Consider the following 22,337-nt stretch of genomic DNA (forward strand, 5'->3'; position numbering starts at 1 on the left):
GATTAATAGCTGATTTCATGTAATTATCATAGAATTAACGAAATGTTTATGAACTTTTAATACATTATGACCGACCGGTCAGTCGAAAGGGACGGCAATATGCAGGAGAAAAAATTAATCATCATCGAGCGTGCAACCGAGATTATTGCCAAGAAAGGGTATCATGCTGCCAGTATTCAAGAAATTGCAGAGGCAAGCAAACTTTCAAAAGGCGCTTTTTATTCTTACTTTAAATCAAAGGATGAATTGCTGGCAGAGATTGTACGGTATCATTTTCGTTTAATTTCCGAGGAAATTGAAAAAGTTGATGAGCAAGTCATGCACAATAGCCGTGATAAAGCAAAATTGAAGCTGGCGACAATTATGCGAGAAATGGTTAAACGGGGAAATTTTATTGTCATGCAGCGGCATGAAATTGATTCGGATATAGGAAAAGAAATGGAGCTGTTTTTCCTTGAAGTGAGGGAAACAGGCAGACGGAAGACAGAATTAGATTTATTGGATGTTTATGGAGATGCAAGTAAGCCGTATTTAAAGGATTTGCGCATTCTTTTGGAAGGCATGCTCTATCAGTTTATTGGCGATATGCTGCTTTACGGACTGCTGCTTGATTTGGATCGGACGGCAGCGTACATCCTGGAACGGATGGATGATATGGTGGCTGGTTTGCTGAAGCGGAAGACAGAACCGCTAGTGACGGAAGATACACCTGTTGCATCGTCTGTTTTTGAGAACGAGTTAAGAGATAAAGAAGTCATGCAAGTGCTGCACCGGATGCAAGCTGTCATCTTGAAGCTCGATTCGGCACACATTGAAATGGAAGAACTGCAAGGAGTAGTGGAGCTAATTCAAGAAGAGATGCGAGGAAAGGAACCCAAAAAGCTGCTTATCCAAGGGTTACTCGCCAATTTTAAAGGAATTAGTGAATTAGAAAGCTTGCGTACTGAATTAGCGCAATTACTGGAAATAAAAGTATTGTAGGAGAAAACCGGCTGCAGAATTGCATGCTGGTTTTTTAATTTAAATACGTTTCCGTTGCGAAACGGCAAAAGACTAGCAGGAAATGTAAACGCTTTCATCGTATAGTAAAAGCAAGAACAAAAAGGGGGATAACGAAATGAATATCTTACTTGTTTGCGCCGCTGGCATGTCTACTAGTCTGCTTGTCTCTAAAATGCAGAAAGCTGCAGAAGCTGAAGCAAAGGGTTATCAAATTCAAGCTGTATCCGCTGATCAGGCGAAAAAACATATTGAACAAGCAGATGTACTGCTGCTTGGACCGCAAATTCGCTATATGCTGCCACAAATGAAAAAGGTAGGCGCAGAGCGTGGGATTCCAGTGGAAGTAATCAACAGTGTGGATTATGGAACTGGTAATGGAAAAAATGTGCTGCATCATGCTGAATCGCTCGTTGCGAAGAAGGGGTGAAGAGCATGAGCAAATTCAATGACTTTCTTGAAATGAAAGTGATGCCGTTTGCTGGCCGACTGGCTGCACAGCGGCATCTCGTGGCACTGCGGGATGGTATTATCCTGACAATGCCATTGATTATCGTCGGCTCCTTATTCCTTATTCTCGGAAACCTGCCAATACCGGGGTATGCCGATTTTATGGCGAATATTTTCGGTGAGTCGTGGAACACGAAGCTGCAGTACCCGGTAAATGTCACGTTTGATGTGATGGCGATTTTTGCTTGTTTTGGTATCGCGTACAGATTGGCGCAAGCTTATGAATCAGATGGTGTAGATCCCTTATCTTCAGGTGCCATCGCTTTGGCGGCCTTCTTGCTGGCAACACCATTCAGCCCGTTTGAAGTAGAAGGTGCTGCAGCTAATTTCGTGCCAGTTTCCTTACTCGGAAGCGGCGGTTTGTTTGTCGGAATGCTTGTAGCTATGCTTGCTACAGAAGTATATCGTTTCATTGTGAAACGGAATATCGTTATCCGGATGCCAGACGGTGTGCCGCCAGCGGTATCTCGGTCATTCATAGCACTTATTCCTGGTTTTGCTGTTATCATCCTTGTTTGGCTTATTCGATTAGCTGTCGAAGCAACGCCATTTGGTGATATTCATAATTTGATTTCGACAGTTATAGGCTCGCCGCTAACGCTCGTTGGTACTTCTTTAATCGGCAGTATCATTGCAGAACTAATGGTCGTTTTACTATGGGTTTGCGGACTTCATGGTGCCAACATTGTTGGCGGAATCATGTCTCCAATTTGGCTGAAAGCAACTGCTGAAAACGCAACTGCTTTTGCAGCTGGCCAGGAGCTGCCGCATATTTTCACCGCGCAGTTCTTTGAAGTATTTATTAATGTTGGTGGTTCTGGTGCCACGTTAGGCTTGGTGCTGATGATGGTCTGGCGAGCGAAGCTGCAGCAAAATAAACAGCTTAGTAAGCTAGCAACTGGTCCAGCGTTATTTAATATCAACGAGCCGATTATCTTCGGTTTACCAATCGTATTGAATCCATTAATGATTATTCCATTTGTCACGATTCCGATTTTAATGGTTATTACAACCTATGTCGGGATGAGTTTAGGATTAGTGGCAAAACCTGCTGGTATCGTAGTTCCTTGGACAATGCCGCCGATCATCTCCGGTTACTTGGCAACCGGCGGGAAACTCTCTGGCGCTGTGATGCAGCTGATCAATTTAGCAATGGCAATGGCGATCTATTATCCTTTCTTCCGCATATTAGAGAAAAACCAGCAGAAAGAAGAGGAAGCGAGACAACGTGAACTGGCTGCAACGAAAACAGACGAATAAGAAATTCATTTAGCATCCAAAGGAGGCAGCGATGAATATAGAGGAGAAAGCATTTCAGTTAATACTGCATGGCGGCGATGGCCGCAGTTACGCAATGGAAGCTATGACACTTGCAAGGCAGCAGAAGTTTGAAGAAGCGAAGCAAAAAATCCAGTTAAGCAAAGAGGCTATTAATGAGGCACATCATATTCAAACAGAACTTATCACAGCAGAAGCAGGCGGACAGCAATCACAGTTAAGTCTTTTGATGGTGCATGCGCAGGATCATCTGATGAATGCCATGACGGTCAGAGAAATGGCAGAAGAAATCATTTATCTGCATGATGCATTAGCAAAACAAGCTGCAGCTCGCGATTCGGTCTGAGGAATTTTTAAGGGCGGTCAACAGATCGCCTTTTTTGCATAGCATAGGGATATGGAGGTGTGGCTTTATGCTGCAGCCAAGGCTTTTAGAAATATTAACTTTCTTAGCTTCTGAATCAAGTATAAAAACAGCGGAAGAACTGGCAAAAAAACTAGCGGTCTCGGAGCGGACAATTCGCTCCGATATGAAGGTGCTGCAGCAGGAGCTTGCCGAGGAACTTGCTGTCATCGCCTCGATTAGAGGACAAGGTTATCGATTGATTGTTGCGAATGAGAAGTTATTTCAGCAGTATTTACAGAAAGAAATTCAAGAAAGGCAAAATTGTCTGTATACAAGAGTGGAGACACCAGCTGAAAGAGTAAATCATCTGCTCCAACTTCTGCTTTTGTCTGACAGCTATCAGAAGATGGAGGACTTGGCGCAAGCAGTGTTTGTCAGTTTTCCAACGGTGCAAAATGATCTCAAACAAGTGAGAGAAATGCTGCAGAAGGCAGGGTTGGATTTAGAGAAAAGACCGAAATATGGTATTCGAATTAAAGGAACAGAGACGGAGAAGCGGTATTTCTTATCGGCATTCTTTTCAACTCAATCGGGTTGGCAGAAAGGATATAATTTACCCGATGCGATTATATCAGAAAGTGACATTCAAGCTGTCCATAACATCGTGCACCGTTTTGTGACGGATAAGCAATTCGCATTATCTGATGTAGCGGTGCAAAATTTGGTGACCCATATTGCGATTGCCTGCAGAAGAATCAGAGATAAACAATATGTAGAAATTGCTCCCGATGCTTTGCAGGATATGATCCAGCAGCCAGCGTTTCGGGAAGCGGCCCAACTCACTGCTGCACTGGAGGCAGAACTGCATCTGTTCTTTCCGCAAGTAGAAGTGGCGTATATGACGATTCATTTAATGGGTACAGAGTATGGCGCACAAGGGAATATGCAAACGTACATGGGGATGTCGGACTTAGCAGAAGCAATTGTAGTCAGGATACATGACAAAACGGGACTGGATCTTCGTCATGATTTGGACTTGCTTCATGGCATGGCGGTACATCTCAAGCCAGCTATTCATCGGCATTTGTACGACATGAATGTTCGGAACCCCTTATTGGAAGACATTAAGCAGCATTATCCCCTTGCATTTGAAGCAGCGGTAATCGGTGCATGTGCAGTAGAAGAGGAAATGGGAATTCAGCTGGCGGTGGAGGAGATCGGCTATCTGGCGCTGCACATTGGCGCTGCTTTGGAGAGGGTGCAGCAAAAAGAGCAGAAGACAAAATGTTTACTTGTTTGTGCATCGGGACATGGCAGTGCCCAGTTGCTGCGCTATAAATTGCAATCTCTTTTTCCGGATAAATTAGACATTGTTGATACGATTGAATACTACCGTTTGATCTCTACTAAAACGTGGGACGCGGATGTGGTAATCAGCACCGTGCCGATTGAGGCAGATGTATCACCATTGCCAGTCATCCAAGTGCCAGTTATCTTGGATACGCAAGCAATTGCTAAATTGAAAGCTTTTTTAAAATCCGGTCAGGAGATACGCTACATTCAGCCGGCTTATGTATATCTTCAGCAGGAATATACGTGCAAGGAAGATGTGCTCGCGCATATGGCGGAGATGTTGGGTAAGGATGGGAAGGTTGGAGAAGGTTTTCTTCATGCGGTGTATGAAAGAGAGAAGATGGCGCCGACCAGTTTTGGCAATTTAGTAGCTGTCCCGCATCCGATTGAAGCGCAAGTGGAGGAAACGCTGTGGGTTGTTTGCACCTTAAAAAAGCCAATCGACTGGTCCGGCAAGCCGGTGCGATTTGTCTGTTTGTTATGTATTCAGAAAGATAGCGAAGAAGATTTTACGAGTATGTATCAGCAGCTTGTCCGAATTATTGAACATCCTGATCATGTACAACGTTTGCTGGAGGCAAGTTCTTATGAAGCCTTTCATCACACACTTGTTTCCATCTAAAAAGACAGCTTCCAAATAGGACAGCTGTCTTAGTTAGGGGAAGGTTCTACTTGCCCTTTTTGGCGTGCGAGCTTCATATTCGCCCGTTTCGCCATCTTATAAGCGTCATAAATATTGTAAATCCAAAAAATGAAAAAGGTAAACAACCCGACGACAAACCACATTAAGAACAGATTCAGCAGATTGACTAAGACAAAGATTGTACCTTTCAGATGCTGCTGATTATAAAACTGGCCCAGACCAGTAAATAGAAAGCTCAACACAGCCGCTATGAGCGGCGTTCTTTTGAATTCCATTTGGTCACCTCATCTTTTTAATACTGTACCAGTTTTCGCAATTGTATACAAATGCGATTCCTGTGTCTTTTTTTAATTATTTTGAAACCCTTTTCATAGATTAGACGTAAGCGTATTATTGTAGGAAAGGAAGGGGGAGAAACATGGATGAACAGCTGCAAGTAAAAGAAACAATTCTTAAAATGGAAAGATTGCTGTTGGCAGATGAAACAAGATTATCTACTGACGCGTTTAGTAATCTATTAACAGATGATTTCCTCGAGCACGGCTCGTCAGGCCGCAGTGTCACAAAGAAAGACCTCGTAGCAGACGGTTTGGGTTCTGTTCAGCTCGATATAAAAGATTTTAATGTGCGCGTTTTGTCTGAGGATACCGTTCTAGCCACATTTCGGACGTACGACACAACTTCTGGTCATGAACACCTGCGCAGCTCCATTTGGCGTTATCAGCCAGGAGGCTGGCGGATGCTTTTCCACCAAGGAACACCAGCGGAAACATAAAAGGCGGCTGCGTTTTAGCAGACCGCCTTTTCTATAGTTTATTGCAATTTCCCTGCTCGAATGTCGTCTGTCATGCCGGGATAAGGTGCCTCAGCCACAATTTTCTCATTGTTCACACCAGCTTGGTGATGGTATGTGATATCCGCGAATTCCGGTACTACATGTTTCGGATACGTATCATATTTCTCACGGGATTCATGCATAAGGTCAATATGGTCATTTTGATAGCAGACTGTAATTTCTGGATGTTCATGCACCCATTTAGGAAAGAAGATGATACCATGCATTCTTTTCTCGTTTGGCATGAAATTTAATGATACATCAGTGCCAGTAGGTTCAGTCCAAGAAACTTTGTAGACACCTTGGGTTAGTTTAACCAGATCGACTTTCTGATCTTTCACCCAGCGTCCGCCAACCATACCGCTATGAATCCGATAATCGATTGTATCTTCATTTTTGATATACATTTCATATTCCCAGCCGTTTTCATACGTATAAATCATATGACTTCCAATAAATTCTTGCATGTTTTATTCCTCCTCAATTTACTTGATAAACTTCCACCAATACTTGATTTTCCAGTCGTGTTGCTGCCCCGATAAATATCTTGTCCATCAGCCAGTTGTACGTTTCGCTGCCGGTTTCAAAAACCGGGACTGTCCGAAAATACACATGCTCCGGCGGGATGATTTCTCCTTGGGCAGCGCGTTTGCGATAGGCAGTATCGACTTGGCGTATGCCGTTATTCTCTAAATAAATAATGTCCCCATCTTCTGTTTCAATCAGATAACGAGCAGACAAATCTGTACGTCCGTTCGGGCGAATGATTTGCGAGTCGGCACCGCCAGGCAAAATACGTCCTTCAATTTTGCCTGTAATGGTTCCGGATTCAATGGGAATCAACCGTCGTAAACCAAGTCCTGTTTGGCCAGCGCTGACTGGTTGTGCTACATCGATTGTGAGTGTAGCAATCTTCTCTAAATCAGGCTTCATCTTGTACATCCCTTTATAGATGTTATGCTACTGTCAAATCATCAAGAAGGAGACCGTGTATGCGTGTATTAAAATTTGCGATTCTAGGATTGCTGGAACAAGAGAAAATGACTGGCTACGATATTACAGCAGCTTTTAAAGGAGCACTCGGACAATTTTGGAGCGCCAAACACAGCCAGATTTATCCGGAACTCAAGAAACTAGTGCTGGAAGAATTAATTGAATTTGAAACAGTAATTCAAGGGGAAAAGCTGGAAAAGAAACTGTACAGTTTAACAGCCAAAGGAATAGCAGAGTTAACGGAATGGATCCAACAGGTAGAAGCAGTTAACGTTTCTCACAAAGATGAATTTATGTTAAAGACTTACTTCATCGCAGCAATGGACAAGCAAGAAGCACAGCAGTTATTTTCGAACCAATTAAATAGCCGGCAGCGTAAGCTAGAAGAACTGGAGCAAATCCTAACAGAACTAGAAGCAGAACAAAAAGCCCCCATGCATTTTTCTTCTCCCGAATTTGGCCATTATTTAGTACTTACCAGAGCCATTGAACGAGAGAAAGGTTATATACAATGGCTGGAGCGGAGTTTAGCGTTGATGGAATGATGAAAATAGTCAAGTTATGAAGAAAGAGGACGCCTTTCTTCGGCAGCTTCTTTCCACACAGTGGACAAGAATCGCTCCAATGGCATGTCAGCATACAATTATTTTCAAGGTGATCAGAGTCGTCTAGAAAACTACATTAGCGTAGGCAGAATACGTAGACTCCAACGGGAACAGCACGAGTCGAAGACCCCACAGCGGTGAAATTTCCGCGAGGAGGCTGAGGCCGTGCCCGCGGAAAGCGAAGTATTCTGCCGAAGCGGCCGCCTGAGCACCGCATACTAAAAGTAATCGTTCGTTTTTAAAATTGTTTACTATTATTTTGTCCCAGACGCTTCCCAAGTTAATGTAACTGCTGATTGAGGGGGCAGCGTGTATGTTAAATAATGCTCCCCTTCGGCTAGTTGGAATTTCTCCTTTTTGCTGCTGGTGTTCGCTGCTAGCAATATGATTTCTTCTGTTTCTTTATCATAAAAAGCAACTGTATTTATGTTTGGCAGCTGGGTGCTGCTAATGCGTATTGCGCCAGGTTGAACAAACTTACTGAGATGACCGAGTGCGTAATACTCCACATTTTTCTTTATAGCTCCCGTTTGACTGTTAACGGTAATAACACCGCGACAATTGGAACAGCCGCCGTTTGTAGGACCGTTTTTTTCATCTAACGCTAAATTCCACATTAGTACCGTTTTCGACCAATTCCTCGTTGCTCCAATTATGACCTTGTCCATAAGCCAGCTTAAGTTGTTGCCAAAATCCTTACTCCACGCACCGCCGCTGCATTCGGTAAAGTAAATCCCTTTTTTCGGATGAAGCTCATGCACGTCGCTGCCGGTTTCAGGATCTCCCGCATAGCAGTGAAAGGCAGTTCCTGCTGTGTATGCGGAAGCGCCGTCTAACACTGTCTCTGCATAGGGTTTACCTTTGTCCCAATTATGGTCATAAGCCAGGATCGATGGGTCTAAGTCAGCTTTCTGCAAGGCCGGTCCAAGATAGTTTTGGATAAAGTGCTGCTGCTCGGCTGCATTCATTGTCATACTTGGATAAGCATCTGTAGAAAATAAAGGCTCATTCTGGACAGATAAAAAGTTAATTGGCAGTCCTTTCTGCTGATAAGCTTTCAGATACTGAACGAAATAGTCCGCATAAATTTGATAGGTGTTTTGGTTCGTATAATCCAGATAGAAGCCATTCCATGTCTGCTCGCCGTATTTCAGCCATGGCGGGGCAGTCCACGGTGTGCCCATGATTTGCAGGCTGGGATTATGCTGTTTTGCTTTTTGCAGCATAGTTATAACAGTTTGATCACGCGCGATAGAGAAATAACGCAGCGGTTCTTCTGGCGGACCTTGCTGATCTGCGTATGTATAGGTTGCTGGATTTCCATTAGCATCGACACTGTAATCTGAGGAACCAATTGTATGACGAAGAAAAGATAAATGAATGCCTTTTTCTGAGAACAAATCAGCGAAAAGCGTGTCACGTGCTTGACTGGAAAGTTTGTTTGAAAGCAGGTAAGCGCTCGAGCCGGACATTGCGGCACCGAAGCCATCCATCTGCTGATAAGTTTTGTGCTTATCAATGGTTATTGTCTGTATGTGCTGCTTTTTGTCTTGTAAGAGCCTGTCCGACTGTTTTTCAAGAAGATGCCGTTCATCCCCAGTTGTCAGCCAGCTGTGCGCGACAGGAGGTGTATTTTCTAAACGGAGTAACAGCAGGAATAGACAGAGTGCAAGCAAGATAAAGAATAGAAGTTTATTCATCTGTATCTCCTTTACAAAAACATCCTGCAGGAAATCTGCAGGATGTTTTCAGTGTTTTGTTATGGCAGAGTGATTGTACCTTCGAGACGGGTGTCTTGGGACGAGCTGCCAACATAAATTGGCACCTCACCAGAAGGCATTACCCATTCATTCTTTTCCTCATCATAATAAGAGAAGGCTTTTGGATCAAGCTTGATTTTTACAGGCTGCTGTTTACCAGCTTTCAGTTCTACTTTTTCGAAACCAGCCAGTTGTTTTTCTGGCGTTTCGACAGCGTTTGTTGGTAATTGTCCAGCGTACACTTGGACAACTTCAGCGCCTTTTACATCTCCTGTGTTACGAAGATGAAGTTTTACTTCAATCGATGTGTCGCCTTTTTTCTGTTTTACTTTGCTATGAAGGTTTTTATAACTAAAGTCTGTATAAGACAGTCCGTATCCAAATGGATATGCGACTTTCAGATTTTGTTTATCATAACCGCGATAGCCGACGAATACACCCTCTGAATAGCTATTTACACCGTCTGTTCCAGGGAACTGGCTTGCAGCACTTGTAGGTGTTGTATCTTCATCTACTGGGAATGTCACTGGGAGTTTACCAGAAGGATTAACTTGTCCGAATAGTACATCCGCAATAGCATTCCCTTGTTCTTGACCAGGATACCATGCTTGGACAATTGCTTTTACATTTTTCTCCCAATCGCCCATTTCAATGGCAATGCCGCTTTCGTTTACAACGATTGTGTTTGGATTTACTTTTGCCACTTCTTTAATAAGCTGCTGCTGATTGTTTGCTAGTTCCATATCAGAACGGTCTGTATATCCTTCACTATCATACGTACGAGTTACGATGACAGCTTTATCGGCTTTTTTCGCCGCTTTTACTGCTTCTTGAATTTGGCTATCTACAGCGCCATTGGCAGGTTCCCAGCCAAATCGTATCTGACCGCCGTAATCGCGGCCGCCTTCTTTCGGATAATCTGTTTTGTACTCGATTTTTATGTCGTGTTGCTCACCTTTTTTCAACTCGACTTCAACAGATTTTGTACCAAGCGTTTCACCGGCATTTTGAACGAGCAGCTCGCCATCAAGGTAAAGCTCGCTTGTCCCAAAGCTTGTTGTGGACAGTTTATACGTGCCATCAGCTGGTGCCTCGATCACACCTGTCCAGCGGGCAGACATCATCCCGTTCAAGTCGGTCGGCAGTTTTTCCAGTTTCGTTGACTGTGCATTAAAGCCTTCGTAGTTATAGAAACCAAGATTCATATTCACTTGACGGTCGGTCCGTTCATGCGACGGGTTTCCGTCGAAGTTCGTATTTGTCCAATATTCCGCTTTTAGTCCATTTTGTTCCGTCTCTGAAGATGGATGAAGCAGGGAAGATGGAACAGCGTCTGGTCCTGGCATGACATCTCCAGCACTAATAGGATCGGTACCAGCTGTGTAGCTGATCTTTGTATCATCTCCTGCATGATTCTTAATCCCTTCAAGCGGGCTTACTGTATACGTTGGGTTAACAAGAGAGCTACCGCCGCCTGCAGCAGAGGCGTTATCTGCATCTGGACCGATAACAGCAATAGAATCAGTGTTTTTTTCAATAGGTAATGCATTCTTATCATTTTTCAGCAGGACCATACTGTCAGCTGCAATTTCACGGGCAATTTGGCCATGAGCTGCTGTGTCGATTTGCTTGTTCTTTGTTTGGTTATCAAACAGTCCTTTATCGAACATTTGATACAACAAACGGAAAGCACTTGTATTAATTGTATCTTCACTAACGCGGCCATCGTTTACAGCTTGAAGAAGCTGCTCTCCCCATTTGCCATATGGCTCTCCTGGTGTTTCAAGATCCAGTCCAGCTTGGATGGATTCTACAGTGCTCAAGTTGGCGCCGTAATCACTCATGACGAAGCCGTCGAAGTCAAGCTGGTCGCGAAGCAAGTCTGTCATTAGCTCTTTGCTGTCACAAGCTGTTACTGTATTTACTTTATTGAAAGCACACATCACACTGCTTAGCTCTCCATCCTCAATTGCAGCTCCGAACGGGCGAGCATAAATTTCGTTGATGGCTCTTTCGCTTGCTTGTGAGTCGTTGGTGAATCGAAGTGTTTCTTGGTTGTTCAGCAAATAATGTTTGGCTGTTGCCATGACATGATTATCTTGTATTCCATTTATGTAAGGAACGGCTATACGAGATTGCAGCAATGGATCTTCACCTAGTGATTCGAAGTTGCGGGAGCCAAATGCGTTACGCGCAATATCCAAGCCAGGTCCAAGCAAGACATTATGTGTTGTGTTGAAGGCTTCGCTGCCGAGCACATCTCCGTAAGCTTCTGCTGCCTCTGTATCCCATGATGCAGCCAGTGCGATTGGCGCTGGCATTGCAGTAGATTGTTTGTTGTGAATATCTGGATTGGCAATTCTGACACCGGCAGGACCGTCTGCCATTTTCAATGCAGGAATAGCGTATTTCTCCATAGCTTTGTTATAAAAGCCATAATAATTGTTTACGTTTCCTGTAATAAGATCTACCTTGTCCTTCAATGACATGGCATCTAATAACAGATTTGTTCGTTTTGTTGGGGATGCGTTCTCATCCATCCAAGGTTTAGCTGACGTGTCAGCTGCGAATGCTTGGAATGGAAGAACAAGCAGACCCGCTAGTAGTACAGCAATAAATCCGATAATAGGTAAGCGTCTAAGCTTATGCAAAATAATACCCACTCCTTAAAATATAATGGCTGACAGACGTGGCGGCGTCTGTTCCTTGTTTAATGCTACGGAATCGGGAATCATAAGGAAATAAGCGAAACTATTTGTTTCACTTTTAGTAATTTGAGCGACTTATACACTATCAAAAGGAGAATTCTTGTATAAATACAGTACGTGCTGCGGATGTTTGTAATCTCCCTGTAATGGCAATATATTCTTTCCGGCATAATAGCCTACCTTTTGGATAAAAGTGGACTGATTCTTGGTGCGTACGTTGTTTTACCTGCACCTTACGTCCTTAAAAATTGTTTATCATGATCTTCTAATTGATATCCCGGGAATTTGTAATTTTTTTTAGGTAAATAGGATTGACCGTAAGTAGTTTAGGGTATAAACTACATTGGTATAGGGGGTGAACGATTTTGAACAGATTAAAGGATGCAATTGATTTGTTCCATGAGGTATCCTTCATGGCCACAGAGGTTTTTCATAAACGCACCTCACATGATATCTTCCAGCATATTTCACCACAGCAGGTAGAGCTGCTAAAATTCCTAAGCCTATCCAGCCCTGCTTCTCCTGGTCATCTGGCAATTGTGCAGCAAGTACATAAAAGTGCAATTTCCAATCGTTTGAAAAAGCTGCATGAAAAGGGGTTTGTAAAATGGATTGATTCAGAGAGAGATAAACGAACAAAGCTTGTTGAAATTACTGCAGAAGGGGAGAGCATGCTGCAACAAGCAGAAGAAGCAATCTATGATGAATTTTGCACGCTCTTCCAGAATATTAGCAGCGAGGATGTCGAAGCATTTATTCGCATTTTCACCGATGTAAAAGAACAGCTTAAAAAAGGAGAGAAGGAAACTTGAGAACAATTATTCGTTTTAAGTGGCTCATTGCAGTTGTAGTCCTCTTGCTTGCGATAGGATTAACTATATTCTCGCCGAATTTGACGCAGCTTGCCTCTGAAAAAGGGCAAACGCAGCTGCCAGAGGATGCTGTTTCAATCCGGGCAAGCGAGATTCTCGAAAATGCCGGAGAGAACAGCAACTCGTTAAGTGCTGTGTTTGTGCTTGATGAAGCATTAAATGAAGACAGCGAGAAAATGATACAGGGAGTTATTGATAAGGTTGAAAAAATTGACGGTGTAAACGAGATTACAACACCGCTGACTGATAACCAAGACATTCAGGATCAAATGACATCTGAAGATAAAAAGACTGTCATGATGCCGATAACGGTAGAAGGTTCAGATGAAGAAATAGAAAAAATTGCAGATGAAATTTATGAAGCTGTTCCAGAAGACACAACTGCATATGTAACTGGCGCGTCGTTAATCAACCAAGACTTCGCTAATACATCTGAAGATGGCTTGAAGAAAACAGAGCTGATTACAGTCTTCATCATTGTAGGGCTTCTGTTAGTCGTATTCCGTTCCATTGTAACGCCGTTTGTACCATTAATTACGGTCGGAATAACGTATTTGATTAGTCAGGGCATTCTGGCAATCTTAGTGGATACACTGGACTTCCCGATTTCTACCTTTACACAGACCTTCCTAGTCGCGATATTGTTCGGTATTGGTACCGATTATTGTATCCTGCTGCTGAGCCGTTTCCGAGAAGAGCTGGCGAACGGGCATGGTAAGGTCGAGGCAACTGTTACAGCTTACCGGACTGCTGGACGTACACTGCTCATTAGTGCAATAGCAGTGTTTGTAGGATTTGCGTCCATCTTCTTTGCTAAATTTGCGATCTTCCAGTCTGCTGTAGGTGTGGCAGTCGGGGTCGCTGTTCTGCTGATCGTTCTTGTAACGGTGCTGCCGCTATTTATGGTAACGCTAGGAGAGAAGTTATTCTGGCCTTCGAAAAAAGCAGCTTCTCATGGAGACAATAAGCTTTGGCATTTCCTTGGTCGCCACTCAGTTGCCAGACCGGTGTTGTTCTTGGCCATAACAGCTGTGATTACGGTTCCGTTTGTATTGACTTATGACGAACAAGTTTCCTTTAACTCAACAGAGGAAATTAGCAGTGATTACAAGTCAATTAAAGGGCTAAATGCGATTGGTGATGCAATCGGTAAAGGCGAAGCAATGCCGATTCAAATCGTCATCAAAGATGATGAAAATCTCACTACAAGCAATACATTGCCTTATCTTGATCCGTTGAGTGATGCAATCAACAAAATTGATCATGTTGAAAAAGTGCGGACAGCAACACAGCCGACAGGTGATAAAATTGACGACTTGTATGTAGACGCTCAGAACGGCCAAATTGCTGACGGTATCAATGATGCTGTTACTGGAATTGGCGATGTACAAGATGGTTTGACACAGGTTCAAGATGGATTGAACCAAATAACTGGGCAAGCAGGTAATGCTGGCGGCTCTTCAGGCGGTGGGCTTTCTCAAGCAACAGAAGGTCTGGGGCAAGTCAATACAGCATTACAGCAAGTTTCAACGCAGCTGCAGCAAACAGGTAATGTGCAGCAGGCATCTGCTCAGCTGACAGGAATCAGTCAACAACTAGGAGAAATTCAAGCTGGTCTTGAACAGGCGAATACGCAACTGCAAGGACAGCAAGAACAAGTTGGCACACTAACAGATTCCTTGCAGCAGCTGGCTGATGGTGTTGGTTCTGCAAATGAAGGTTTGACGCAAGTTTCCGACGGACTAACAACAGCTGCGGATACACTGCAAGCGATTAGTGACAGTGAGTCTGTGCGTGATACAGGGATGTATATTCCGGAAGATGCGCTAGAAGGTGATTTCCAAGAAAGCATTGATACGTATGCGTTCAATGATGGGGAAGGTGTCACCATTGATGTCGTCTTGGATGCAGATCCGTACTCGGAGGAAGCAATCCGTACATTGGATACGATTAAAGAACGTGTAAGTGCAGAAGTGGAAGGTACACCGTATGAAAATGCAGAAATTGTTTATGTGGGCGTTACAAGTACGAACGCTGATCTAGAGGAGCTGTCCACTACGGACCTTTCTCGGACAATGGTGATTATGATGGTTGGCTTGTTCCTCATTTTAACCTTGCTATTCCGTTCTATGATTATTCCGGCGTACATGATTGGATCCTTGCTGCTTACTTACTACACTGCAATATCCATTACAGAATTAATCTTTGTGAACGGCTTGGATTACGCAGGTGTAAGCTGGGCGGTACCATTCTTTAGCTTTGTTATTCTTATTTCTCTCGGGGTGGATTATTCAATCTTCCTGCTCGATCGTTTCACGGAAGAAGCGCGTGACGACTTGAACGGAGGTATGATTCACTCGATGAAGAAGATGGGATCGGTTATCATTACCGCATCAATCATTTTGGCAGGTACATTCGCTGCTATGATGCCATCTGGTGTATTAACACTGCTAGAAGTTGCTACTGTTATTATTATCGGTCTGCTTCTGTACGGACTGGTTATTCTGCCATTGCTTATCCCAGCTATCGCTGTCACACTTGGTGAGCTGAATTGGTGGCCGTTTAAACGGAAGCGGGATGACGAATAAAAGAACTAAGAGGCTGAGAGCAGAATGTTTTTAGCTAGTTAAAGATCCAAATGATACTGCGGTTTATAGCAGTATGGTTTGGATCTTTTTGCATTAGAAAGAAACTAAGATGAGAGCACCGCTTCGGAAATACACTCCGCTTTCCTGCGGGCGGCTGGTGAGCCTCCTCATGCAAAAAACGCACTGCGGGGTCTCCCCTAGCCTTCCTCCCGCGGGAGTCTCCGTGTATTTCCTGCGCTAATTTACGTTACGTGAAACCTACCCGAGCGTAAGAAGAAACACAGCACCTTCTCCAATAAAAAAATAATCTTCTCTGTATACTGTTGTTACTTTTCCTATTCTATTTTATGGACAAGTTTCTGTGTCTGCTAGCATATAGTAGCAGGGAATGGAGGTATGCGGATGAAACGAAGCTTTGGATTGCGTCTTGTTCTAGCTGGGACGATGGTGATGGCTGGGCTGCTTTTTTTCTTCACTGATCGCTCTACTCATCCTGTTCCGTATAATGAGGTGCATAAAGACATGATTCGTCATGCATTAAAAGAAGTGAATGATACAGCGGTTGAGGAACTTGCTGTTTATGATACGTATGAAGTATTAGGTGCTGGATTTGAGCCAGAGGGCATTATCAGCCTGCGTATCCAAATAGAAGTGGAAACAGTTGATCATACGATGCTGCCTGTTTGGGAAGAAGTAAAAGAAGAGGCAGTGGATGTACTGAAAGCGCATGATTTAGAAGATGATATCAATCGGGAGATTGAGCTGGAGATTGCATTCATGAATTCAGAAGGCGTGTTAATGCATACGCATTGAGCATGCGAAAAAGAGGCATGCTTTTTTCTTTTGCTTAAAAAAGGCGTCTAGCGGGTATATACCTACTAGACTGCAGGAAAGGGTGAGGCTATATGAAGCTGGCTGGCTACTTTGGATTCTTTATCCTGGCGCTTGGCTTTTTACTGCTCTTTGCCTTCACCGCCTATACAGTGTTTCTGATACTCACTGTACTATCCGGTGTTACAGGAGCATTCTTTTTATTCCGTGAGTTAAGAGCAAGAGAAAAGAAAGAACCAAGAGAACGAGATTATAATAGTGAGGAGAGCTAATCATGGGTCATCACATTAAAACAAGAACAGGACATACTATTTTCGCAGAAGACATCGGAACAGGCATACCAGTTGTATTTCTGCATGGTTGGCCGGTAAATCATAAGATGTTTGAATATCAAATGAATGAACTGCCAAAGCAAGGATATCGCTTTATCGGAATTGACTTGCTTGGTTTCGGACAATCAGATAAACCGTGGAATACGTACACATATGATGCACAAGCGGAGGCTGTTCATGAAGTAGTCGAGCACCTCGGGTTAGACCATTTCGTCTTAGTCGGTTTTTCTATGGGCGGACCGATTGCTATCCGTTATACAAATAAATACGGTGCTGCAAAAGTAGATAAACTTCTATTACTGTCCGCAGCAGCTCCTGTATTTACACAGCGTGATGCTTATCCGTTTGGCATGAAGAAAGAAGAAGCAGATGATATGATTGCCCAGCTGCAAACAGACCGACCTAAAACGCTGCATAATTTTGGAGAAATGTTCTTCGCCCAGGAACATTCCGAGTCATTTATGAAGTGGTTCTTCCATCTCGGTCTTGTGGCAAGCGGACACGGGACGATTCAAGCAATGGAAGCATTGCGCGATGAAGATCTACGCGACGAATTAGTGCATATTAGTGCACCGACTTATATCTTCCATGGACAGAAAGATGAAATTTGCCCATTTGATTTTGCCAATGAAATAACAGGCGGAATTGTGAACTCAACTGTTATTCCATTTGAGCATAGTGGTCATGGACTGTTGTTCGATGAAAAAGAAAAATTCAATTCAGAGTTATTACGAGTATTGCAAGATTAAAGGAAGATAATAGAGCTGACAGGTTACGTCAGCTCTATTTGTAGTAGGCAGGAGGAAAAAAGTTGAATAGTGTATTGACTATAATCGGGATTAGCGTTGCTGTCATACTGATTGGTGTCGCTATATTTTATAATACGGGGGCGCGAAAACGGCCGATGCAAAATGCCGATCGGCACCGGGAACAGCTGAAGCTGGAGTGGGATACATTGAAAGTAAGACCTACTGCTTTAGTGGACGAAGAACATGTTGGACATCTCAAAGATGCATTGGATCAATCATACTTGGAAAAGATCAATGACGCTTTTCGGCAGGAAAATTATGATTGGAGCCAATCTAAAATTAACACCCAATTCCGCGGCATGTTCCGCTTCTTTTTGCTGGCATCCATTTTTCGCAGCAAAGAACTGTTTGACAAGGACGTTCACCGTCTATGGGAAGTAATGCGTCGATTTGATGAAGAATACCAGGATTTTTGTTTTCGTTTCTTTGATGGTGAAATAACAGAGGATGCATCAGAACGCGGAGAGCGCCATGCCGAAGAAAGAGAGCGGTTTGAAGTTAAGTATTTGATGCTTTTCCAATTAGGTGAACGCACACCTCAGATATGGGGAGAATTCTTCCAGTATGGTGATGGAAAGGACTTTGTTGAGTTTATCAGCAAGCATGACCTTGATCATATAAAACAAGAATACATGGCTGAAAATATTGCCCCGGCAGCAGAAAGAACGTTCGAAAACTTGTATCACCATATTAAATGGGGCATGGAAGCAGATGCAGAAGAACTTCGTACGCATCAAAGCGAGACAGAGGGAGCTGGAGAAGATAAAGATGTAGACGTTAGCATACTTTACTTCCTATCTATCCGCGGAGAAGCAACCGAAGAGGAAGAAGAAGAGCTGGGGAGGTTTACCGGCAAAGGGAGTGGATATCACGCCACAAATGAATCCTTCGGAAAGCTGCAGAAAATATAAGGGTAAAAGGTTCAAAAAAAACGAACACATGCGAATTCAACTATAAGAATTTGCTTGTGTTCGTTTTTTTAAAAATTTCACTGATTACTAAACAGGATAGTCTGATTATCATCTATATGTAATGTAGCGTAGAAGGTAAGATAAAATGTAAGCGTTATCAAAAAAGAGAGGGAGAGATTGATGAGAAAATGTAAGGAAAAGAAATTATGGGCGCTCTTACTTAGCTTTCTAATTATTTTTACTTCGTTTTGTACCTTCCCTTTACAAACGGAGGCTGCAGTAGATTCACCTACCAAATTTGACTTTGGAACTGCTGCAAGTTCTGTGCAAGATGGGTATACGGCTGTCACTTCTGAAATGGCATACTCAAAGACAGCTGGCTATGGCTTTGAAGATGTATCGAAAGTGAGCGCAACAGACAGAAATACGTCAGATCCTTTAAAATCAGATTTTGTTTCCGCCACTGATACTTCTTTTAACGTAGATTTAGCGTATGGTGATTATTCTGTTACAATTCTCTCTGGTGACGAGGAAGAAGAAACAGACATCGGAATTCAAGTAGAGGGTATTCAAAAGGTGCAAAGTTTGCATCTGGCAAGTGGTGAATATGAGGAACATGAATTTGAAATTTCACTTATAGATGGACAGCTAAACTTTAAATTCACAGAAGCAAATTCCAAAATTAACGCGATAATTATTGAGAAGATTCCAGAAAGAACGGAAGGTGCTAATCCGACTGTCTATATGGCAGGAGACTCCACAGTGCAAACGTATGATGAGTACTGGAGACCAGAAGCTGGTTGGGGTCAGATGATTCCGCAATTTTTTACTTCCGATATCGAATTTGAAAACCACGCCATTGGCGGAAGAAGCTCTAAGACTTTTATCAAGGAAGGGCGCTTAGATAACATTTTAAGGTCGATAAAACCGAATGACTACTTTCTGATTCAATTTGGACATAATGATGCCACAATCAGTGTGCCCGAACGCTATGCTTCTGTACTGGATTATAAGAATTACTTAAAATCTTATGTGTTAGGAGCCCGTCAGAGGGGTGCTATTCCTATCTTAGTCACGCCAATGGGCAGGAGAGATTTTAACGAAGAGACGGGCGAGTTCCGTGTCAGCTTCTCAGAATATGTGCAGGGTATGAAAGAAGTGGCTGATGAATTAGATGTGAAAGTTGTTGACCTAAGTGCACGCAGTGTTGCCTATTACAACAGCATTGGTCCAGAAGGAACACTTTCTGTATTCTTGTATACAGATCCTGGTGTTTATCCTGCTTTTCCAAATGGGTCAAAAGATAACACACATTTTCAGGAATACGGTGCTATTCAGCTGGCGCGTTTGGTAGCAGATGAAATAAGCAACCTGGAAATTCCATTATCGGAGCATGTAAAACAGATAGAACCTCCTAAAAAGGTTCCCTCCAAACCTTCAAAATTAACGATAAGTAAAATTAGTAATGCAGGTGCTATGATTTCCTGGAAAACAGTAAAGAAGGCAGATATATATCGGATTTACAGCAAGCCTTCAACCAGCAATGCATATAAATTAGTCGGCACTTCAACAGTTCCTCAGCTTTTCTTGACAGGCTTGGATGAGGAAACGAGCTACGATGTTTATGTGACAGCAGTTAATGGGAAAGGAGAATCTGCAGTATCGAAGGTGAAACAATTTACGACAAGTAAAGCGATGAAAAAATTTGATTTTGGTTTAGCCGGGAGCCCGGTAAAAGAGGGGTTCGAGGAAGTTAATCTAAGCACGATATATACAGCTGAACGCGGATACGGAATTGTTGATGCTGAAAACATGATTGGACGCGATCGCAATGCAGGGGACGATATAGTTCGCGATTGGATAGGTTATTTTGCAAAAGGTTGGGAATTCAACGTCGATGTGCCCGATGGAATATACGCGGTAAAGGTATATGTTGGAGACATGTCCGGTTCAGCCAGAACCAATTTAGTTATTGAGGGGCAAGACTATGGTCAGATTTCAGCCTCCAAGAACAATTATACTACAAGAGTTGTACCAGAGGTTCTTGTTGAGGATGGTCAACTAAACTTTGCGTTTGGAGGTACGACAGGGATAGTAAATGGGGTTGAGATTACTGCTGTACGTAACTGAATTGTGCTGTATAACTGAAGTATGTTGTAAGTAAGTAAAATAACAAAGGAAAAGAGCGTGTATTTCCATAACAACACGCATCTCTGTAAGAGCTCAATTAAGTTATCGCCAATGTCATGAGCATTGGCGATTTTTTTTGTATAAAGTTGCGTTAGGAAAGATTGGAGATTAGTTTGGTCGCGGCAACCATTTGATTAATAGAGGGTGAGCTAAAGGAAAGCCGCGTGTATCGGTGATCTTAGGCTGGCACACGTAATAAATCGTTATTTTCATCTTCTTATCTTCTGCTGCCAGTATACCAAATTGCTGACATTCCTTTCTGAAAAGCGTATGATGGAGAAAAAGGAATGGAGCAACAGAATGAAAGCAATTCTTTTTGATTTGGATGGAACTATTCATGATCGGCAGTCGACATTACATCGATTTCTGGAAGATCAATACAACCGATTTCAAGCGGACTTGGCTGGAGTTGATCTGCCTGCATTCAAAGAGGCATTTCTTGAACTGGATCAGCATGGGTATGTTGAAAAGCCGATTGTTTATAAGGAGCTGCTAACGCAATTCTCTTTGGATGCGAATTTAGAGCCAGTACTTACAACGGATTATTTTGAGCGGTTGGCACAGTTTGCGGTCGCTTATCCAGATGCGTTGGAGACGCTGCAGGAACTAAGTATGTCGTATACATTGGGCATCGTTACGAATGGACCAACTTTGCTGCAGCAGCAGGTCATTGAGCAGCTTGGATTGTATTGGCATTGTCAAAGCCTCCTTATTTCAGAAGCTGTTGGATTACGAAAACCAGATCCGGCTGTTTTTGAAATGGCATTGCTGGAGGTAGAAGCTCGTGCATCGGAAACCTTTTTCGTCGGAGATCATATCGAAAATGATATCATCGGGAGCAGGAACGCTGGCCTGCAGCCGGTCTTGTTTGGCGGTAAACTAGAGGGTGTGCCAAGCTTCAGCAATTGGCGTGTATTACCGGCGCTTGCTGGAAACTGGCAACCATCTGAGAAACAAAGCGAAGACAGCAATACAATATTAGACAAGGACGAAGCAAATACATAAGGAGTGGATACGGTGTCGGAGAATCAGAACCAATATAAAATGATCGCACTTGATATGGACGGCACGATGCTTACCCCGCAGGATGAAATATCGGAAGCAAACAAACAAGCGATTCAGCGTGCGCAGGAAGAAGGTATACACGTTATTCTTAGCACAGGCCGCGGTATTCGGACTTGTAAGCCTTATGCAGATGAGCTTGGTTTACAGTCGTATCTTGTAACAGTTAACGGCAGTGAAATCTGGACAGCGGATGGAGAATTGCTGGAGCGCGTCTTAATTGAGGATGACTTGATCAAAAAGATGAAGCGGCTGTCAGACAAGTATGAGACACATTTTTGGGCAGTTAGCACAGAGCATGTATTCCGCGGGAATTTCCCAGCAAATATGGAGGAATATGATTGGCTCAAGTTTGGCTTTGACACACCAGATGATAGCAAGCGTGACGCTATCGTTAAGGCGCTTTCCGATAAAGATGAACTAGAACTTTCTAACTCTAGTCTGACAAATATTGAAGTCAATGCTGTCGGTATCAACAAAGCAGAAGCAGTACAAAAGTTATGCGACCGTATTGGCATCAACATGGAGCAAGTCATCGCTATGGGCGATAGCTTGAATGATATTAAAATGATTCAAGCAGTTGGCTGCGGTGTAGCAATGGGAAATGCGCAAGATGCAGTAAAAGAAGTGGCAAACTACCAGACAGATACAAATGAAGCAGATGGGGTAGCAAAAGCGATCCATCATTTGCTAGGATGGTCATAAGCCCGGT

General features: G+C 43.2%; 20 protein-coding genes and 1 pseudogene. 16 read left to right on the forward strand and 5 right to left on the reverse strand.

The window, feature by feature from the left end:
• The first annotated feature begins 99 nt into the window (after window positions 1–99).
• The 5 genes and pseudogenes from B1K52_RS08915 to B1K52_RS08935 all read left to right on the forward strand — a co-directional run bounded on the left by B1K52_RS08915 (window position 100) and on the right by B1K52_RS08935 (window position 5,108).
• Window positions 100–981, forward strand: a complete 882-nt coding sequence (locus B1K52_RS08915) for a TetR/AcrR family transcriptional regulator (protein WP_179106513.1) — start codon at window positions 100–102, stop codon at window positions 979–981.
• A 121-nt stretch (window positions 982–1,102) separates the two neighbouring features.
• Window positions 1,103–1,429: pseudogene (locus tag B1K52_RS08920) on the forward strand (PTS sugar transporter subunit IIB); the annotation flags it as partial.
• Between the two features lie 5 nt (window positions 1,430–1,434).
• The gene (gene celB, locus B1K52_RS08925) at window positions 1,435–2,769 is read left to right on the forward strand and encodes a PTS cellobiose transporter subunit IIC (protein WP_077307413.1); all 1,335 of its coding nucleotides are present in this window, start codon (window positions 1,435–1,437) and stop codon (window positions 2,767–2,769) included.
• A gap of 31 nt (window positions 2,770–2,800) precedes the next feature.
• Window positions 2,801–3,133, forward strand: coding sequence for a PTS lactose/cellobiose transporter subunit IIA (locus B1K52_RS08930; RefSeq protein WP_077307415.1), 333 nt, complete (start codon window positions 2,801–2,803; stop codon window positions 3,131–3,133).
• 67 nt (window positions 3,134–3,200) lie between these two features.
• Window positions 3,201–5,108, forward strand: coding sequence for a BglG family transcription antiterminator (locus B1K52_RS08935; protein WP_077307417.1), 1,908 nt, complete (start codon window positions 3,201–3,203; stop codon window positions 5,106–5,108).
• Between the two features lie 29 nt (window positions 5,109–5,137).
• Here B1K52_RS08935 and B1K52_RS08940 read toward each other — a convergent pair whose 3' ends face one another.
• Complete coding sequence (locus B1K52_RS08940) at window positions 5,138–5,404, reverse strand: hypothetical protein (RefSeq protein ID WP_077307419.1); 267 nt, start codon at window positions 5,402–5,404, stop codon at window positions 5,138–5,140.
• Between the two features lie 143 nt (window positions 5,405–5,547).
• On the opposite strand from B1K52_RS08940, the gene B1K52_RS08945 reads away from it, so the two are divergent.
• Window positions 5,548–5,904, forward strand: a complete 357-nt coding sequence (locus tag B1K52_RS08945; protein WP_077307421.1) for a nuclear transport factor 2 family protein — start codon at window positions 5,548–5,550, stop codon at window positions 5,902–5,904.
• A 38-nt stretch (window positions 5,905–5,942) separates the two neighbouring features.
• Here the strand turns inward: B1K52_RS08945 and B1K52_RS08950 are convergent, their stop codons facing one another.
• Together B1K52_RS08950 and B1K52_RS08955 are read right to left on the reverse strand one after the other, a co-directional pair.
• The gene (locus B1K52_RS08950; protein WP_077307423.1) at window positions 5,943–6,431 is read right to left on the reverse strand and encodes a phenolic acid decarboxylase; all 489 of its coding nucleotides are present in this window, start codon (window positions 6,429–6,431) and stop codon (window positions 5,943–5,945) included.
• Window positions 6,432–6,444: 13 nt separating this feature from the next.
• Window positions 6,445–6,906 (reverse strand): DUF3237 domain-containing protein, encoded by a 462-nt coding sequence (locus tag B1K52_RS08955; RefSeq protein ID WP_077307425.1) that lies wholly within the window; start codon window positions 6,904–6,906, stop codon window positions 6,445–6,447.
• Between the two features lie 50 nt (window positions 6,907–6,956).
• Between B1K52_RS08955 and B1K52_RS08960 the strand changes: the two genes are divergently transcribed.
• Complete coding sequence (locus B1K52_RS08960; RefSeq protein ID WP_077307427.1) at window positions 6,957–7,502, forward strand: PadR family transcriptional regulator; 546 nt, start codon at window positions 6,957–6,959, stop codon at window positions 7,500–7,502.
• A gap of 314 nt (window positions 7,503–7,816) precedes the next feature.
• Here B1K52_RS08960 and B1K52_RS08965 read toward each other — a convergent pair whose 3' ends face one another.
• Both B1K52_RS08965 and B1K52_RS08970 read right to left on the reverse strand, forming a co-directional pair.
• The gene (locus B1K52_RS08965; RefSeq protein WP_077307429.1) at window positions 7,817–9,262 is read right to left on the reverse strand and encodes a glycoside hydrolase family 30 protein; all 1,446 of its coding nucleotides are present in this window, start codon (window positions 9,260–9,262) and stop codon (window positions 7,817–7,819) included.
• A 59-nt stretch (window positions 9,263–9,321) separates the two neighbouring features.
• The gene (locus B1K52_RS08970; protein WP_077307431.1) at window positions 9,322–11,973 is read right to left on the reverse strand and encodes a beta-glucosidase; all 2,652 of its coding nucleotides are present in this window, start codon (window positions 11,971–11,973) and stop codon (window positions 9,322–9,324) included.
• Window positions 11,974–12,395: 422 nt separating this feature from the next.
• Here B1K52_RS08970 and B1K52_RS08975 point away from each other — a divergent pair, with 422 nt between their 5' ends.
• The 9 genes from B1K52_RS08975 to B1K52_RS09015 all read left to right on the forward strand — a co-directional run bounded on the left by B1K52_RS08975 (window position 12,396) and on the right by B1K52_RS09015 (window position 22,330).
• Entirely contained in the window at window positions 12,396–12,842 is a 447-nt protein-coding gene (locus tag B1K52_RS08975) for a MarR family winged helix-turn-helix transcriptional regulator (protein WP_256855879.1), read from the forward strand.
• Entirely contained in the window at window positions 12,839–15,490 is a 2,652-nt protein-coding gene (locus B1K52_RS08980; protein ID WP_077307433.1) for an MMPL family transporter, read from the forward strand. The genes B1K52_RS08975 and B1K52_RS08980 overlap by 4 nt, the downstream gene beginning before the upstream one ends.
• Window positions 15,491–15,892: 402 nt before the next feature.
• Window positions 15,893–16,303, forward strand: coding sequence for a hypothetical protein (locus B1K52_RS08985; RefSeq protein ID WP_077307435.1), 411 nt, complete (start codon window positions 15,893–15,895; stop codon window positions 16,301–16,303).
• Window positions 16,304–16,395: 92 nt separating this feature from the next.
• Window positions 16,396–16,593, forward strand: a complete 198-nt coding sequence (locus B1K52_RS08990) for a hypothetical protein (RefSeq protein ID WP_077307437.1) — start codon at window positions 16,396–16,398, stop codon at window positions 16,591–16,593.
• A 2-nt stretch (window positions 16,594–16,595) separates the two neighbouring features.
• On the forward strand, window positions 16,596–17,402 hold the full coding sequence (locus B1K52_RS08995) for an alpha/beta fold hydrolase (protein ID WP_077307439.1): 807 nt from the start codon (window positions 16,596–16,598) through the stop codon (window positions 17,400–17,402).
• Between the two features lie 62 nt (window positions 17,403–17,464).
• Entirely contained in the window at window positions 17,465–18,373 is a 909-nt protein-coding gene (locus B1K52_RS09000) for a hypothetical protein (protein WP_077307441.1), read from the forward strand.
• A gap of 180 nt (window positions 18,374–18,553) precedes the next feature.
• The gene (locus B1K52_RS17705; protein ID WP_143588861.1) at window positions 18,554–20,503 is read left to right on the forward strand and encodes an SGNH/GDSL hydrolase family protein; all 1,950 of its coding nucleotides are present in this window, start codon (window positions 18,554–18,556) and stop codon (window positions 20,501–20,503) included.
• 360 nt (window positions 20,504–20,863) lie between these two features.
• On the forward strand, window positions 20,864–21,568 hold the full coding sequence (locus B1K52_RS09010; protein ID WP_179106514.1) for an HAD family hydrolase: 705 nt from the start codon (window positions 20,864–20,866) through the stop codon (window positions 21,566–21,568).
• 39 nt (window positions 21,569–21,607) lie between these two features.
• Window positions 21,608–22,330 carry a Cof-type HAD-IIB family hydrolase gene (locus tag B1K52_RS09015; protein WP_077310554.1) on the forward strand — a complete coding sequence of 241 codons (723 nt, stop codon included), beginning with the start codon at window positions 21,608–21,610 and terminating at the stop codon, window positions 22,328–22,330.
• Window positions 22,331–22,337: the final 7 nt, after the last annotated feature.

Source organism: Terribacillus halophilus, from assembly GCF_900162685.1.
Taxonomy (GTDB): Bacteria; Bacillota; Bacilli; order Bacillales; family Amphibacillaceae; genus Terribacillus; species Terribacillus halophilus_A.

Coding starts and splice junctions, on each gene's coding strand:
- celB (WP_077307413.1), top strand. CDS start 1,435: ATGAGCAAATTCAATGACTTTCTTGAAATGAAAGTGATGCCGTTTGCT.
- B1K52_RS08960 (WP_077307427.1), top strand. CDS start 6,957: ATGCGTGTATTAAAATTTGCGATTCTAGGATTGCTGGAACAAGAGAAA.
- B1K52_RS08990 (WP_077307437.1), top strand. CDS start 16,396: ATGAAGCTGGCTGGCTACTTTGGATTCTTTATCCTGGCGCTTGGCTTT.
- B1K52_RS09010 (WP_179106514.1), top strand. CDS start 20,864: ATGAAAGCAATTCTTTTTGATTTGGATGGAACTATTCATGATCGGCAG.
- B1K52_RS08940 (WP_077307419.1), bottom strand. CDS start 5,404: ATGGAATTCAAAAGAACGCCGCTCATAGCGGCTGTGTTGAGCTTTCTA.
- B1K52_RS08955 (WP_077307425.1), bottom strand. CDS start 6,906: ATGTACAAGATGAAGCCTGATTTAGAGAAGATTGCTACACTCACAATC.
- B1K52_RS08930 (WP_077307415.1), top strand. CDS start 2,801: ATGAATATAGAGGAGAAAGCATTTCAGTTAATACTGCATGGCGGCGAT.
- B1K52_RS08965 (WP_077307429.1), bottom strand. CDS start 9,262: ATGAATAAACTTCTATTCTTTATCTTGCTTGCACTCTGTCTATTCCTG.
- B1K52_RS08995 (WP_077307439.1), top strand. CDS start 16,596: ATGGGTCATCACATTAAAACAAGAACAGGACATACTATTTTCGCAGAA.
- B1K52_RS09015 (WP_077310554.1), top strand. CDS start 21,608: ATGATCGCACTTGATATGGACGGCACGATGCTTACCCCGCAGGATGAA.
- B1K52_RS17705 (WP_143588861.1), top strand. CDS start 18,554: ATGAGAAAATGTAAGGAAAAGAAATTATGGGCGCTCTTACTTAGCTTT.
- B1K52_RS08935 (WP_077307417.1), top strand. CDS start 3,201: ATGCTGCAGCCAAGGCTTTTAGAAATATTAACTTTCTTAGCTTCTGAA.
- B1K52_RS08915 (WP_179106513.1), top strand. CDS start 100: ATGCAGGAGAAAAAATTAATCATCATCGAGCGTGCAACCGAGATTATT.
- B1K52_RS08985 (WP_077307435.1), top strand. CDS start 15,893: ATGAAACGAAGCTTTGGATTGCGTCTTGTTCTAGCTGGGACGATGGTG.
- B1K52_RS08950 (WP_077307423.1), bottom strand. CDS start 6,431: ATGCAAGAATTTATTGGAAGTCATATGATTTATACGTATGAAAACGGC.
- B1K52_RS08945 (WP_077307421.1), top strand. CDS start 5,548: ATGGATGAACAGCTGCAAGTAAAAGAAACAATTCTTAAAATGGAAAGA.